This is a genomic window from Burkholderia perseverans (assembly GCF_022870505.1).
In the GTDB taxonomy this organism is placed as follows: domain Bacteria; phylum Pseudomonadota; class Gammaproteobacteria; order Burkholderiales; family Burkholderiaceae; genus Burkholderia; species Burkholderia plantarii.
The window spans coordinates 152,547-167,264 of record NZ_CP045094.1 but is presented as its reverse complement, the minus strand read 5'-3'; the positions used below and the strand labels follow the sequence as shown (position 1 = coordinate 167,264).

Annotated in this window: 8 protein-coding genes; all 8 read right to left on the bottom strand. The window is 70.6% G+C overall.

Going from position 1 to position 14,718, the window contains the following annotated elements; genetic code table 11:
- Positions 1-24: 24 nt before the first annotated feature.
- Complete coding sequence (locus BpN12_RS15200; protein ID WP_246796410.1) at positions 25-567, bottom strand: hypothetical protein; 543 nt, start codon at positions 565-567, stop codon at positions 25-27.
- A complete protein-coding gene (locus tag BpN12_RS15195) occupies positions 564-2,213 on the bottom strand; it encodes a hypothetical protein (RefSeq protein WP_246796409.1) in 1,650 nt (549 codons plus the stop codon). Before BpN12_RS15195 ends, BpN12_RS15200 begins: the two co-directional genes overlap by 4 nt.
- The gene (locus tag BpN12_RS15190; RefSeq protein ID WP_246796408.1) at positions 2,210-2,761 is read right to left on the bottom strand and encodes a pilus assembly protein; all 552 of its coding nucleotides are present in this window, start codon (positions 2,759-2,761) and stop codon (positions 2,210-2,212) included. The genes BpN12_RS15195 and BpN12_RS15190 overlap by 4 nt, the downstream gene beginning before the upstream one ends.
- Complete coding sequence (locus BpN12_RS15185; RefSeq protein ID WP_246796407.1) at positions 2,758-3,720, bottom strand: hypothetical protein; 963 nt, start codon at positions 3,718-3,720, stop codon at positions 2,758-2,760. The genes BpN12_RS15190 and BpN12_RS15185 overlap by 4 nt, the downstream gene beginning before the upstream one ends.
- Positions 3,713-5,548: a GspE/PulE family protein gene (locus BpN12_RS15180; RefSeq protein WP_246796406.1), complete on the bottom strand. Its 1,836-nt coding sequence runs from the start codon at positions 5,546-5,548 to the stop codon at positions 3,713-3,715. The genes BpN12_RS15185 and BpN12_RS15180 overlap by 8 nt, the downstream gene beginning before the upstream one ends.
- The gene (locus BpN12_RS15175; protein ID WP_246796405.1) at positions 5,545-6,732 is read right to left on the bottom strand and encodes a type II secretion system F family protein; all 1,188 of its coding nucleotides are present in this window, start codon (positions 6,730-6,732) and stop codon (positions 5,545-5,547) included. Before BpN12_RS15175 ends, BpN12_RS15180 begins: the two co-directional genes overlap by 4 nt.
- A gap of 121 nt (positions 6,733-6,853) precedes the next feature.
- On the bottom strand, positions 6,854-7,327 hold the full coding sequence (gene gspG, locus BpN12_RS15170; protein ID WP_425306365.1) for a type II secretion system major pseudopilin GspG: 474 nt from the start codon (positions 7,325-7,327) through the stop codon (positions 6,854-6,856).
- Positions 7,328-7,456: 129 nt separating this feature from the next.
- Entirely contained in the window at positions 7,457-14,602 is a 7,146-nt protein-coding gene (locus BpN12_RS15165) for a discoidin domain-containing protein (protein ID WP_246796404.1), read from the bottom strand.
- Positions 14,603-14,718 lie beyond the last annotated feature (116 nt).

Sequence of the window (14,718 nt, the reverse complement as noted above, 5' to 3'; positions counted from 1 at the left end):
GGTTCGTTCCTCGTGGCGCGCGGATCAGTCGGCACTGCCGATATCCAGCGTCTGGACAAGTTTCTGAGGCAGGTAGACGAGCGTCAGGTTCGGCGGATCGATCGACTCGACCCGGTACGTGCCGTCGATCACCATCTGGTCGCGGACGATCAGCGTGTCGTCGCCGCGCGCGAGGTAGACCTCCCAGCGCCCGGCCGACTGCTGCTTGCCGATGTAGGTGAACGGCATCGGCGGCGTGTTCGGCAGCGGCGGCACGTCGACCTGCTCGGGCGCGGCCGACGGCAGCGGCGGCGCGAGCAGCAGCGTGCCGAACAGCGCGTGGGCGCCGCCCGTGCGCTCGGCGCGGGTGTGGACGGCCGCGATCGTCGGGACGCCTGACGTGCCGGGCGTGCCGCGCGGGCTGTCGGGGTTGCCATTCGCGTTCGCCGCGCGGGCCGGCGCGGCGGCCGGCGCGCGCGGCGTGGCCTCGACGATGCCGTCGTCCTGCGAGTGCCCGGTGAAGACGAGCACCAGCGCGCAGGCGACGAACAGCACGGCCATCACGATGTGCTGGCGTTTCATCTTCATGGCGCGGCTCCCTGCGAAGCGGCGGCGGTGGCGGCGGCGGAAGCCGGTGCCGATGCGGCCGGCTGCGCGGTCGCGGCGGGTGCGGACATCGCGATCGTCGTTGCTCGCGGGCCGCCGAGCGAGGCTTGGGCTGAAGGCTGCGATGCGGGCGCGGCCGGCTTCGCGGCGATGGCGGGTGCGGACATCGCGATCGTCGTTGCTCGCGGGCCGCCGAGCGAGGCTTGGGCTGGAGGCTGCGATGCGGGCACGGCCGGTTTCGTGGCGATGGCGGGTGCGGACATCGCCATCGTCGTTGCTCGCGGGCCGCCGAGCGAGGCTTGGGCTGGAGGCTGCGATGCGGGCACGGCCAGTTTCGTGACCACCGCGGGCGCCGGCATCGCCATCGTCGTTGCTCGCGGGCCGCCGAGCGAGGCTTGCGACGCAGGCGCGGCCGGTTTCGCGGTAGTGCCATGCGCCGGCATTGCGATCGTCGTCGCCCGCGGGCCGCCGAGCGAGGCTCGCGCGGATGCCTTGGCCAATACCGGCGTCGCCGGCTTCGCGGCCACGCCGTGCGCCGGCACCGCAACCGTCGCCGTTCGCGGGCCGCCGATCGATGCCGGTGCGGATGCCTTGGCCGCGACCGGCGCCGCCTTGCCGTCCTGTCTCGCCGACTCACCGCGAGCTGCCTTGACCGCCACCGGCCGCGCGACGCCGGCCGCGCCCGGCGCGGGCGTCGCCGATGCCTTGACCATCGCGACCGCCGGAGCCGACGCACCGCCCCCGTTCGCCGCCGTCGCAACCGCCGCCGGATGCGCCGCCCCGCCTCGCTCGCCATGCGCGGGCGCGGCCGTCACCGGCACCACCGTCAGGGCGCGCGCCGCCACGGCCGGCACCGTGCCGTCCGAGGTCGGCAGCGGCACCTCGGAGCTGTCGCGCGGCTGCACCGATCCGAACCCGGCGCGCCGCGTGGTATCCGTCACCGACGCGGCGGGCATCGCCGCAGCCGCTGCCGCTGCAGCGCCGGATGCCCCCGCCGCCCCAGCCGCGCTCGCCCCCGACGCCGCCTCGGCCTCAGCCGCCGCCACCGCCGACGCGCTGACCGGTGCGATCGTCACCGGCCGCAGGAACGTGGTGAAGCGCAGGTTCGCCTCCACGCCCGGATCGTTCGCGGAATTGCGCTTGAAGCGCAAATCGTCGAGCGCCGCGTAGGGCACCGCCACCAGCACCTTCTCGCTGAACTGCCGCAGCCGCGCGTAATCGCCTTTCACGGGCAGCGTGATCGTATAGGTGTCGAAGCGCCCCGGCGTGTCGTGCCCGGGCTTGTACTCGGCCTTGTCGAGCGTGACGCCAGCTGCGGCCGCGGCCTCGAACAGCCGCGTGACGATCTCGCCGGTATGCGCCGAGTCGCCAAGCCCGGCGTAGAAATCGGCGAGCCGGCCGGCCGCCAGCACCGGCGCCGGCACCACCGGCTTCGGCGGCGGCAGCGCGGCAAGGCGCGCGACCGAGCGGGTCTGGTCGTCCACGCGCGCGGCCATGCCGGGCAGCAGCCCGAGCCAGAGCAGCGCGGCGGCGGCCAGCAGCGCGCCGGCCAGCACGGTGCCGGCGCCGCAGCGCGAGAGCGCGAGACGAAGCTGCAACAGGCTTCGCGCCAAGGTCTGCATGCTCACGACGCGCTCCCCCGCCACTGCACCTCGACCTGGAAGCGCATCACGGCGTCCATGCCGTCCTTCACGAGTTCGTGCCGCGTGAGCGTGACGCGCCCGACCAGCGGCTGGCGCGCGAGCGCGCCGAGGTAGTCGAGCATGTCGGGGCTGCTGGCGCACTCGGCCTCGATGCGGATCAGCGCGCGCGCGGGCTCGGGCGTGATCGACATCAGCGCGATCCTGCTGGAGGTGGCCGCCTCGATCGCGTCGAGCAGGTCGTCCCACGGCAGGTTCAGGCGCGCGACGGCAAGGTTCACGGCGGCGGCCTGCTTGGCGTCGATCGGCTCGCTGCGCAGGCGTTGCGGCGCGTGCAGCGCGCGTTCGTTGCGCTCGGTGATGCGCGCGGCCTCGCCATCGAGCGCCTGCAGCCGCACGATCAGCGTCTGCGCGCGAAACGCGGCCACGCCGCACAGCACGAGCCCGGCCAGCGCGAGCACGCGCGCATAGGGGCGAATCCGGTACCACTCGCGCCGCACGCTGAACGGCGCGAGATCGATGGGCAGGCTTCTCATCGCGCGGACTCGCTCCAGCCGCGCGGCACGGCCGGCGCGGCCGGCGCGGCGACGCGCGCGAGCGGGTCGCCCGCCGCACCCGCCTCGCCGGGCGCGGCCCAGCGCACGCTCATGCCGGGATCGGTGAAATCGGTGGCGCCGGGCAGCCACGCCTCGCAGCGCGGGCCATGCAGCAGCAGCGTGGTGGGCGCGGGCAGATCGTCGAGCAGCGCGGCGCGCGCCACCTGCGCGCGCAGCCAGCCGAGCGACGGCACCGGATCGGGCAGCGCGAGCGTGCGCACGGCGGCCACGCGCGCGCGCGGGCCGGCGGCGATCAGGCCCAGCGTCAGCGCGCGCTCGCCGCGCGTGGCGAGCCAGGTGCCGGCGTCGAGTTCGCGGCGCGAGCGGTTCCAGGCAGCGATGAATTCGGGCTGCGCCGACACCAGGCAGCCGCGCCCGGCGGCCACCGCCTGCTGCAGCGCGTCGGTCCAGCGCCGCGACACGGCGCAGGCGAGGAACGGCTCGGCGGCCCGCCAGTCGGCCACGATCTGCCAGCCGGCCGGGTCGTCGCCGTACAGCGCCTGCAGGCGCGCGCCGGCGGCGGCGCGCAGGTCCTGCATGCGCACGCTGTTGTCGGCCGGCGTGACGATGAAATAGCGCACCAGCGCGTCGGCGAACGTGACCTGCACCGGCAGGCCGCGGCCGCCCGATTCGTCGAGCGCGGCCGCGATCAGCGCGGCGAGCGCCTCCGGCTGCGCCTCGACGCCGGCCGGCAGCGGCCGTTCGACGAACAGCGCCGGCACCTTGCGCGAGGCCCCCACGCGGCGCACCGTCAGCGCGCCGGGCGCCAGCGCGAGCCGGCACTGGCCGCGCCGCGCGAAGGCCCGCACGGCGAGGCCATCGAGCAGGCGCGCGCGGCCGGCGCCGGCGTCGCCCGCGCGGCCCTTGGGGGCAAGGCGTGACAGCCAGCGTTCAAGCATTGAGGGTCACCCGCTTGACTTCGGCCAGCGTGGTCTCGCCGCGCTTCACGAGGCCGAGCGCGACCTCGCGCAGCTGCCGCGTGCCGTTGCGGCGCGCGACTTCCTTGATCACGCGGATCGGCTGCTTCTCCACCACCAGATCGCGGATCTCGTCGTCGAGGATCAGGATCTCGGCGATCGCGCGCCGGCCGCGATAGCCGGTGCCGCGGCAGTCGCCGCAGCCGGTGCCCTGGCGGAACGCATAGTCGGCCGTGCCGGCGCGCGTGAGGCCCAGCCGCGCGAGCTCGGCATCGGTGGGCTCGTAGGGCGCGGCGCAGCGCGGGCAGTTCACGCGCAGCAGCCGCTGCGCCCAGATGCCGTTCAGCGCCGAGACGAACGCATATGGATCGATGCCCATGTGGCTGAAGCGGCCGAACACGTCGAACACGTTGTTGGCGTGGACGGTGGTCAGCACCAGGTGGCCCGTCAGCGCCGACTGCACGGCGATCTCGGCGGTCTCGCGGTCGCGGATCTCGCCCACCATGATCTTGTCCGGATCGTGGCGCAGGATCGAGCGCAGCCCGCGCGCGAAGGTGAGGCCCTTCTTCTCGTTGACGGGAATCTGCAGGATGCCGGGCAGCTGGTATTCGACCGGATCCTCGATCGTGATGATCTTGTCGCGGCCGTTGTGGATCTCGGTGAGCGCCGCATACAGCGTGGTGGTCTTGCCCGAGCCGGTCGGGCCGGTCACCAGCAGCATGCCGTAGGGTTCCTCGGCCAGCGCGCGCAGCGCCACCAGCGATTCGGCGTCGTAGCCGAGCGCCTCCAGCGTCAGCGAGCCGTAGGCCTCGATCATGGCGCGCTTGTCGAGAATCCGGATCACGGCGTCCTCGCCGTGGATGCTCGGCATGATCGACACGCGCAGGTCGATGTCGCGGCCGCCCGCGGCCACCCGGAAGCTGCCGTCCTGCGGCACGCGCCGCTCGGCGATGTCGAGTTCGGCCAGCACCTTCAGGCGCGAGATCACCTGCTCGGCGGTCTCGATGCCCTGGATCGTGGCGGCCGCGTCGAGCACGCCGTCCACGCGGTACTTCAGCGCGAGCCCGGTGGCGGTGCTTTCGAGGTGGATGTCGGAGGCGCCGGCCTTCAGCGCGTCGTAGAGCGTCGAGTTGACGAGCTTGACGGCCGGGCTCGCGGCCTCGTTGACGGTCTGGAACGACAGCACCTGGGCGGTGCGCGCGTCGGCCTGCGAGCCGTCGCCGACCGACACCAGGCTGTCCACCGCGCGCGCCGATTCCTCCATGCGCGTGTGATAGGCGAGCAGGTCGCCGGGCAGCGCGAGCCGCATCTCGACGGCGCCGCCCGCCTGCGCGGCGAGCCAGGTCTGCAGGTCGAGATCGAACGGGCTGGTGACCACGCCCACCAGCGCGCCGTCGGCCTCGCGCAGCAGCGCGCAGCGGCGCTGCATGGCACGCGACAGCGGCACCTGGTCGAACGCGGGCGCGAGCGCGAGCATGCCGGCCGTCTCGACCACCGGCATCGCGAGCCGCACCGCGAGCGCGCGCATCAGCGCGATCGGCTCGGCGCCCGTCAGCGTCTGCAGCTCGTCGATCAGATGGCGCCGGGTGGCGGCCGCGGCACCGCGCGCGCGGGCCAGCAGCTCGGCGTCGATCAGCGGCGCCTCGGGCTCGAACGCGCGCGCGGGCGCGTCGTGACGTGCCTCATGCAGCGATTTATCGAGCGCTTCATGGGCAACCTCGTGCGCCGCATCCTGCGTCGCGTCGAGCACCCGGGCGAGCGCCGCCTCGGGGGCCGCCCCGGCGGCGGCGGGCATGGGCTGCGAATTCATGACAGGCTTCCCGCGAGATCGAAGATGGGCATGTAGAGCAACACGACGATGGTGCCGACCACCACGCCGATCGCCGACATCAGGAGCGGCTCGAACATGCGCGTGAAGCGGTCGATCCAGCGGCTGATCTCGCCGTCGTAGAACGCGGCCGACTGGGTCAGCATCGCGCCCAGTTCGCCGGAGCGTTCGCCCACCCGCAGCATGCGCAGCGAGATCGGCGTGGTCAGCGCGCGCGCGAGGAACGCGCCGGACAGCGGCTCGCCCGACTGCACCGCCGCGCGCGCCGCGAGCAGGCCCTCGCGCATGGCGGGCGAGACGGTGCCGCAGGCGGTCTCCATCGCCGCGACGATCGGAATCCCGCCTTCCAGCAGCATGCCGAGCGTCAGGTAGAGCCGCGACAGCTGGTAGATGCGCAGATGCGGCCCGAGCACCGGCACCCGGCCGAGCAGGCTCACCAGCCCGACCCGCGCGATGGCGGCGCGCACGCCCATGACGAGCGCCGCGCCGCCGCCGAGCGCGGCCAGCGCGAGCGGCAGCCCGTGCGCGGCGGCGAACTTGCCCCAGTCGAGCAGCATCTGCGACATCCACGGCAGCGCGCGGCCGGTGCCTTCGTAGATGGTCGCGAAGCGCGGCACCACGTAGGAGATCAGGAACGCCGACACGCCGCCGCCCACCACCAGCAGGATGCTCGGATAGATCGCGGCGCTCACCAGCTTGTTGCGCACCGTGTCGATGCGCTCCTGGTAATCGACGTAGCGCTGCAGCGCGCGCGGCAGGTCGCTGGTGCCCTCGGCCGCGCGCACGATGCCGACGTAGAGCGGCGGGAACACGTCGGGCTGCTCGCCGAGCAGGCTGGAGAAGCGCTTGCCCTCGCGCAGCCCGGCCAGCAGCCGTTCGAGCACGCCGCGCAGGCGCGCGCCGCCCTCGCGTTCGAGCAGCGCCTCGAGCCCCTCGACGATCGACAGGCCGGCCTTGAGTAGCGCCAGCAGCTCCTGGCTGAACAGCACCAGCGAGATCCCGCCGCGCGCGCCGGCCGGCCGGCGCAGCGCGCGCAGCGGCGCGACGCGCGTGACGTGCAGGCCGCGCGCCTCGGCGTGAGTGCGCGCGCCGGCCTCGTCCTGCGCGTCGACGACGAGCGCGATGATCCGGTTCTCGGGCGAGAGCGCCCTGACTTCGAATTGCATGGTCCCGCGTTGCCCTTGTTACTTTTGGTCTGAACCGCCTGCCGCATGGCGCTGCGCCTCATCTGCACCTCATGGGACGCAGCGCGATGCGGGGTCCGCCCGAGGGCGGACCGCCGAAGCGTCATTCGCTGCTGATGTCGGCATCCTCGCCGGCGCCGCCGGGCTGCCCGTCGCGGCCATACGAGATCACCGCGTAGTCGCCCTTGGTGCCGGGCACCTGATAGACGTAGGGATGGCCCCACGGATCGAGCGGCACTTCCTTCTTCAGGTACGGGCCGTTCCACTTGTCCGCGCTGGCCGGGCGCACCACCAGCGACGCCAGCCCTTCCTCGGCGGTCGGGAACCGGCCGACGTCGAGCCGGAAGTTGTCGACCGCCTTGGTCAGCACGTCGATCTGCGCGCGGGCGACCGTCACCTGCGACTTGCCGAGCTGCGCGAAATAACGCGGCCCGACGATCGCCGCCAGCATGCCGATGATGACCAGCACCACCAGCAGTTCGAGCAGCGTGAAGCCGCGTCCCGCGCGCCGCGAAGCGCGTCGCGCCTGCCGCGGGTCGCGCCCGTCCTGCGCGTTGCGCAGCTGCGCGTCCCGCATCGCCCTCATCCCTGCCATCCCGTCATTCATCGGTGATCCTTCACGAAAATCTCGAAAAAGGAGGAGCGCCCGCGATACGGGCGCCCGTCCTGTGCGGCCTGTGCCGCTGCCGTCATCGGCCGCGCGGCATCAGTAACCGATGCCGAGCACGACGTGCTCCGGATTCGGCACGTTCACGGTCGAGCTCTGGTTGTTCACGTCGTCGAACGAGAAGCCATAGTCGAGACCGCTGACGCCGTGGTCGTGCCAGAAGCGCGCGTACTCGTTGTACGGCGAGGCCGCGTAGTACGCCGACGGCACGTTCCACTTGGTCGCGTCGCCCATCACGTGGCGGTTGATCGCCGCGCAGATCTGCGCCTCGATCTGCTGCTGCGTGCCGTCGCCGTCGAGGAACACGCCGTTGCAGAGCAGCACGTCCTGCGTGGACGGCTTGTTCACGGCATAGGTGCTGCCGAGGAACTGGCCGTTGTGCTGATCGACCTCGCCGAACACCAGCTGCGTGCCCGACGCGCGGCCGACGAACGCGCGCGCGCCCGCCACCACCGGCAGATCGTTCGACGCATAGTACGTCCACATGTCGTTGACGTAGCCGTCGAAGTAGTTGCCGTTGGCCTTGCCGGCAGCAAACGAGTCGTGGGCCGGGGCCATGATGCGGAAGTTCGACGGCGCCGACGGCTGGAACGCCGCCGACACTTCGTGCGTGTACGCCTGGAACAGGTCGGCGCGGCGCTGCGTGATGCCGGTGCGCTGATGCACGGTGCCGTTCGCCGAGTAGACGTCTTCCGTGAGCGGGAAGCCGAACTCGTCGACCTGCGTCGTGTTGATCCAGAGGCCGTTGCTGCCGTAGGCGAACTCGTACCAGTCGAACGGGATGCCGAGGCTCGGGTCGGTGGCGTTGTTCGGATCGGGCGGGGCGAAGCCGATGTTGCCGGCCGCGTCCGTGTTGATCTTGATGAACAGCGGCGAGCCGAGCGACACGAAGATCCGGCCCGAGAACAGCGGCGGCAACTGCAGCGTCCTGCTCTGCGCGAGCGTGAAGAAGTAGTTGCTGTAGTTCTGGCCGTTGGGCGCGGTCAGGTGGTTCGGCGCGTCGTTGTCGGCCACCGTGGACGCCACGATCGTGCCGTCCGGCTTCAGCCACGCGAACTGGCCGGTGGCCGGATCGCGCGCGATCACCGCGATGTACACCTGGTCATCGGTGTAGGTGCCCTGCGTGTTGTTCACCAGATCCACGCCGATCACGCCCGACTTGACGGTGTACTTCGGTACCGTCGTGTCGACCGTGAGCAGCGCCGTGCCCGAGGTGGTGACCGTGCCGTCCGGCCCGGTCACCGCCACGCTGTACACCTTGCCGCTGTCGGTGGCGACGGTGGCCGGCGTGTCGTAGGTCCGGCTGGTCGCGCCGGCGATCGGCTGGCCGCCGAGCAGCCACTGGTACGTGTAGCCGGTGCCCGAGAGCATCACGGCGAAGTGGCCGTTCTGCCCCACCGGCACCGCCTGCGCGATGGGCTGCTCGACGAACGGGCTCGGCGTCGGCTGCGGCTGGGTGGTACCCGTACCCGTGCCGCTACCGCTGCCGGTGCCGCTCGACGCGCGCGCCGGGTCGTTGTAGACCCCGAACTCGAACAGCGAGTAGCCGTAGCCCGACGCGCGCTGCTGCCCTTGCAGGCGGATGTAGCGCGCGGTGGTGTTGGGCAGCGGCAGATCCTCGATGCCGCCCTTGCCGGTGCTTTGCGTGTAGACCGTGTTCGACCAGTCCACGTTGTCGTGCGAAGCCTGGATCAGGTACTGCTTGCCGTAGGCGTTCTCCCAGTTCAGCACGACGCGGTTGAACGCGGTTTCCTTGCCGAGATCGAGCGTGATCCAGGCATCGTCGGCGAAGTTCGACGACCAGCGCGTGTTGAGGTCGCCGTCGATCGCGTTCGAGGCCGGATAGCCGTCGTTCTCGAGCCCGCTGGCGCTCGCCTTCGAGCCCAGCGCCAGGTTCACCGCCCCCGCCGCCGAACCGAACGCGACGTTCAGCGTGTGGGGGGTCAGCACGTTGTCGAACGTGTAGTGATCGACGATGCCGATGTCCTGGCCGTCGACCTGCACGCCCGTCACCGCGGCGCCCGTGGCCGGCACGAACTGGTAGGTCTGGCTGCCGCCCTGCAGCACCGAGGCGTTGCCGGCCGGCGTGAGCGTGCCGCTGCCCGTGGTGGTGGCCGTCAGCGTGAACTTCGGCGTGTTCGCGGTGTTGTACACCTCGAACTCGAACAGCGAGTAGCCGTACTGCGTCGAGCGCTTGGTGCCGTACATGCGCACGTAGCGCGCCTGCACCGGCGCCGGGAACGGCAGGTCCTCGTTGCCGCCGGTGTCGCCGGTCTTGGTCACCGCGTCGTTCCACTGCTGGTTGTCCGTCGAGGTCTGGATCTTGTAGTCCACCCCGTAAGAATCCTGCCAGCGCAGCACCACGCGATCGACGGTCTGCACCGAGCCGAGATCGACCTCGAGCCACTGCGGATCGGAGAACGCCGACGACCAGCGCGAGTTGGTGCTGCCGTCGGTGGCGTTGGCCGGGCCGAAGCCGTCGTTCTCGTTGCCGCTGGAGGTGGTCGGCTTGCCGAGCGCCAGGTTCGCGCTCGGCGTGGTCGGCTGGGTGGTGCCGCCACCGTTGTTGCCGGTGCCGCCATTGCCGCCGTCGCCGCCCGTGTTGCCGGTGCCGCCATTGCCGCCGTCGCCTCCGGTACCGCCGCTGCCGCCGGTGCCGGTGCTCGCGGCCACCACGGTCAGCGCCGCCTGCGCGCTGCTCACGGTACCGCCCGCGTTGCTGATGTTGACCGTGTAGATCGCGCCGTTGTCGCCCGCCACCGTGAGGGCCGGCGTGGTGTACGACGGGATCGTGGTGATCGCGACCAGCGTGCCGTTGCGCATCCACTCGTAGTCGAGCGGACCGGTGCCGGTGACGGCCACCGTGAACTTCGCGCTCTGCCCTTCGCTGGCGGTGAGCGCCGCGGGCTGCGCGGTGATCACGGGTGCCGGCACGGTCGGGCCGGAAACGCACATCACCCAGGCCGGCGTGTTGTTGATGATGCCCGGCCAGGACTTGCCCGACGAATCGACGAGCCACGCGTTGTTCGCGAGATTCGGCACCGGCGTGGTGGTCCAGGTGCGCCACGGCGACGGGAACGCGCACGAGGCGTAGTTCGCGCGCGCCACGGTGAGCGCCTCGTTCAGCGTCGGCACGCGCATGCCGATCGACTGGCAGTACTGCTCGGCGATCTGCTGCGTGAACTGCGCGCCGTCGGCCGCGAAGGTGGTGTAGGTCTGCTGCCAGGTCAGGCCGCTGACGTTGTCCTTCACGGTCGGGATGAACGGGCCGTCCGGCAGGCCCGGGATGGTCGAATGCCAGGTGCCGGCCTGCGCCGGGATCGGCGTGAAGCGCTCGGTCTCGGCGCCGCACTGCGGGGCGTCGAGCACCTGGAACTCGAACAGCGAGTAGCCGTACTGCGTGGCGCGCTTCGTGCCCAGCATGCGAATGTAGCGCGCCGAGGTGCTCGCGAAGAAGCGCGTCTCGGTGCCGCCCGCGCCCGCGACCGGTGCCGTGGTGTTGCCGGCGCCGTCGGGCTGGCCGTTCGGGAACACGGTGGTCCAGGTCTTCTCGTCGTTCGAGACCTGAATGTCGTATTCCGACGCGTAGGCGTTTTCCCACACCAGCACGACCTTGTCGAAGGTCTTCACCGAGCCGAGGTCGACCTCGAGCCACGACGGATCGACTTCCGGCGCCGACGACCAGCGCGTGCCGATCGAGCCGTCGATCGCGTAGGCCGCCACCAGGCCGCCGTTCTGATCGCTGCTCGACTTGGCGATGCCGCCCAGCGCGAGGTTCGACGCATCGGTGCCGCTCACGTCGAGCGTCGCGGTGCGGCTGGTGACGCTGCCGGCGCTGTTGGTGATGGTCACCGCGTAGCTGCCCGCATCGCTCGACTGCGCCTGCGTGATCAGATAGCTGGCGGAGTTGTCGCCGACCGGCAGGCCGTTGTGGGTCCACTGGTAGCTGAGCGGGTTCGAGCCGTTCGCGCTGATGCTGAACGTCACGCTCTGGCCGAACGGCACGCTCTGGTCGGTCAGGTCCGAGACGATCACGGGCGGCGTGGCCACGTTCACGGTCAGCGTCACCGGCGTGGACGTGATGCTGCCCGCGCTGTTGGTGATCGTGACGCTGTACTGCGTGCCGCTGTCGGTGACGGCCATCACCGGCGTGTCATAGACGGGCGAGGTGGCCCCGTCGATCGGCGCGCCGTTCTTGAGCCACTGGTACGACAGCACCGGCGAGCCCGAGGCCTGCACCGTGAACTCGGCGCTCTGGCCCGCGGTGATGTTCTTCGCGAGCGGCGCCGTGACGATCTGCGGCGCGGCCGGCTGCACCAGCGTGACCACCGCGTTGCGCGAGCTGACGTGGCCGATCGTGTTGCTGACTTCCACGCTGAAGGTCGCGTTGTTGTCGCCCTGCTGCAGCGCCGGCGTGGTGTAGCTGTAGCTCGTCGCGCCCGCGATCGGCGTGCCGTTCTTCAGCCACTGGTACGAGATCGGCGTGGCGCCGGCCGTCAGCACCGTGAAGGTGCCGGTCTGGCCGAGCGTGACGACCTGGTCGGCCGGCTGCGTGACGATCTGCGGCGCCTGCTGGTCCTGCTGGCCGACGGTGGTGCCGGTGCCGTTGAAGCCCTGCGCGTCGACGGCCGGCACCACGTTGAACGAGGCGTTGGCGCTGCCGAGGTTCGGCGCGCTGACCGTCACCTGCACGGTGCCCGTGGCGAACTGGGTGCGCACCGCGATCTTCGCCATGCCGCCCTCGGCGGACAGGTTCGGATCGCCCGGCGCGTGCCAGCCCTGCGGCTGGTTGTCGTTCACGTAGTGGTCCGAGCCGCCGCGATAGGTGCCCGGGCCGCTGACGCTGAAGGTCAGCGTCTGGGCCGCGTCCGGTACCAGGTTGCCCTGCGCGTCGACCACCTTGGCCGTCAACGTGGCCGCGTCGGTGCCGTTGGCGGTGAGCTGGAACTGGTCGCCGTCCGGCTTGGTGATCTGCGGGTCGACCGTCAGCACCAGATGGTCGGCGGGGCCGGCCGTCACCAGCGTGTCGGTGGCGGCCACCTGCAGGTTCTCGTTCAGACACTCGGCGACGAGCGTGCCCGGCTGGAACGTGATGTTGTCCCAGTGGACCTGGCCCGGCAGCAGCATGGTGTTCTGCGTGATGTCCGCGGACGGATCCGAGTTCACCGCGTTCGGCGCCTGCGCGCCGCCGATCAGCTGGCCGTTCAGGCGCAGCTGCACCGACGGACAGTTGCTGAACGCGTTCACGCGCACCGTGCCCGAGCGGTTCCAGGTATGCGCGAGCTTGACCACCGGCTTGATCTGGTACGGCGTCCAGATCGCCTCGTAGATGTAGTAGATCAGGCGCGGCAGGCGGTTCCAGTCCATCATCGACGCGCCGTTCGAACGCACTTCGTTGTTCGGCGTGCCGTCGGTCTGGGTGTTGATTTCGCCCGGCGTGTCGGCCAGATACCAGTGCGCGATGCCGAACGACCTGCCGGCGACGCTATGCACCCAGTCGCGAATGTAGGACGCCGCGAACTGGATCTCGAAGTCGTACTTCCAGCGGCCGAGACCGTCGCCCCAGTACTCGGAGCCGTAGGCCGGCGAGTTCGGGTAGGTCTGCTTGACGTTGACGTCGCAACCCTGGCCGCTGCAGCCGAGGATGTCGCCGTTGGCCGGATCCGGCGTGCGGTCGGCCTGGGCGCGCGTGTTGACCGGGTCCCACTGGCGCGAGATCTGCTTGAGTTGCTGCGCGATGCCCTCGTCCATCTTGCCGTTGTTCGCTTCCCACGCGAGCACCGACGGATGGTTGCGGTCATGGACGATCATGTCGCGATGCAGTTCTTCCTTCAGCGTGACGTTGTCCTGCGTCACGCAGTTGCCCTGGCCGGCCGAGGTGCAGAGCGCGCTGAAGCCGTTCTCGCCGTCGCCGCTGGGCTGCAGCATCATGATGCCGTACTCGTCGGCGGCGTCGAGCCACTCGCGACCCTGGCTCGAATGGCCCGGGCGATACGAGCTGCCGCCCGCCTGCGCGAGCAGCGACAGATCCTGCCATTGCAGGTCCGGCGGCACGGCCGAGCCGAGCGCCGGATAGTCGTAGCGGCCCGAGGCACCCCACAGGAAGTGCTCGTGCCCGTTGATCACGGGCAGGTTGCGGTCCCAGGTGATGGTGCGGATGCCGAGCGGGCTTTCCTTGGTGTCGACCACCACGCCGTTCATGCTGACCGAGTGGATCACGCGGTACATGTACGGATGGCCGAACGTGCTGTTGTTCGGATACCAGAGCGTCGGGTTGTTCACCGTCAGCACCTGGTCGAACAGCGTCGGATTGAGCGGCCCCGAGCTGTTGGCCGGGATCGTCCTGCTGTCCTGCGCGGTGGCCACGACGTTGCCGGCCGCGTCGACGATCTGCGTCGTCAGCGTGACCGGCTGGCTCGACGAATACTCGTTGAGCACGTTGGTCTGCACGCGGATGGTGGCCGAGGCGTCGTTGGCCGACACCGTCGACACGTAGGTGCCCCAGGTGTTCAGCACCGCGTAGATGTTCTCGGGGATGTGGACGCGGTCGGTGATGTGCATCCACACCGGCCGGAACAGGCCCGTGTCGTCCTGGCCGAAGCGGAACGCGCCGGAGAAGCTCGGCGACTCGAAGAACTTGTCGCCGCGCGAGACCTTCACCGCCAGCACGTTGTCGACCGGGTTGCCGTTGGCGTCCTTGAACTGGACGTAGGGCGTGATGTCGACGATGAACGGGATGAAGCCGATCACGTGCGTGGCCTGCGAGTTCGCCTGCACCTGGCTGTTGCCCGGGATGAAGTGGCCGTTGATGTAGACCTGCACGCCGGTGTGCGCGCCTTCGAACTCGACCAGGATCTTGCGGTTCAGCTGATCCGGCCCATACGACGGATCGAGCGTGAAGTGCTTGCGGTACCAGTTGGTGTTGCCGGTCAGCTGGCCCTGGCCGCCGCCCGATTCGAGATTGATGAAGGTGTCGTTGTCGGCGGGCGTCTGCGGCACGCCGATCGACTGCCACTTCGAATCGTCGAACGACGGCAGCATCGAATTCGGGTCGTCGACGTCCTTGATGTATTTCCACGGCGTCGCACCCAGGTTGATCCGGATGTGATTGCTTGGCGGCAGCTTGACGGCCGCTCGCGCATGCACCGCGGAGAGCAGGAATAGCCCCCATAACAGGAGCAACAAGCCCGCACCCTGCCAGGCGGAATGCCTAACATTCTTGCGCATGTTGAGTTTCCCCAGTTTTTTTCCGTTTTGCGTATGTCTTGCACCCGGGCCGCCCGAACCGGGCGCGCCCCCCC

Bases quoted from the DNA above. Each gene is read 5' to 3' on its own strand.
- BpN12_RS15200 (WP_246796410.1), bottom strand. From the start codon at position 567: ATGAAGATGAAACGCCAGCACATCGTGATGGCCGTGCTGTTCGTCGCC.
- BpN12_RS15190 (WP_246796408.1), bottom strand. From the start codon at position 2,761: ATGAGAAGCCTGCCCATCGATCTCGCGCCGTTCAGCGTGCGGCGCGAG.
- BpN12_RS15185 (WP_246796407.1), bottom strand. From the start codon at position 3,720: ATGCTTGAACGCTGGCTGTCACGCCTTGCCCCCAAGGGCCGCGCGGGC.
- BpN12_RS15180 (WP_246796406.1), bottom strand. From the start codon at position 5,548: ATGAATTCGCAGCCCATGCCCGCCGCCGCCGGGGCGGCCCCCGAGGCG.
- BpN12_RS15175 (WP_246796405.1), bottom strand. From the start codon at position 6,732: ATGCAATTCGAAGTCAGGGCGCTCTCGCCCGAGAACCGGATCATCGCG.
- gspG (WP_425306365.1), bottom strand. From the start codon at position 7,327: ATGCGGGACGCGCAGCTGCGCAACGCGCAGGACGGGCGCGACCCGCGG.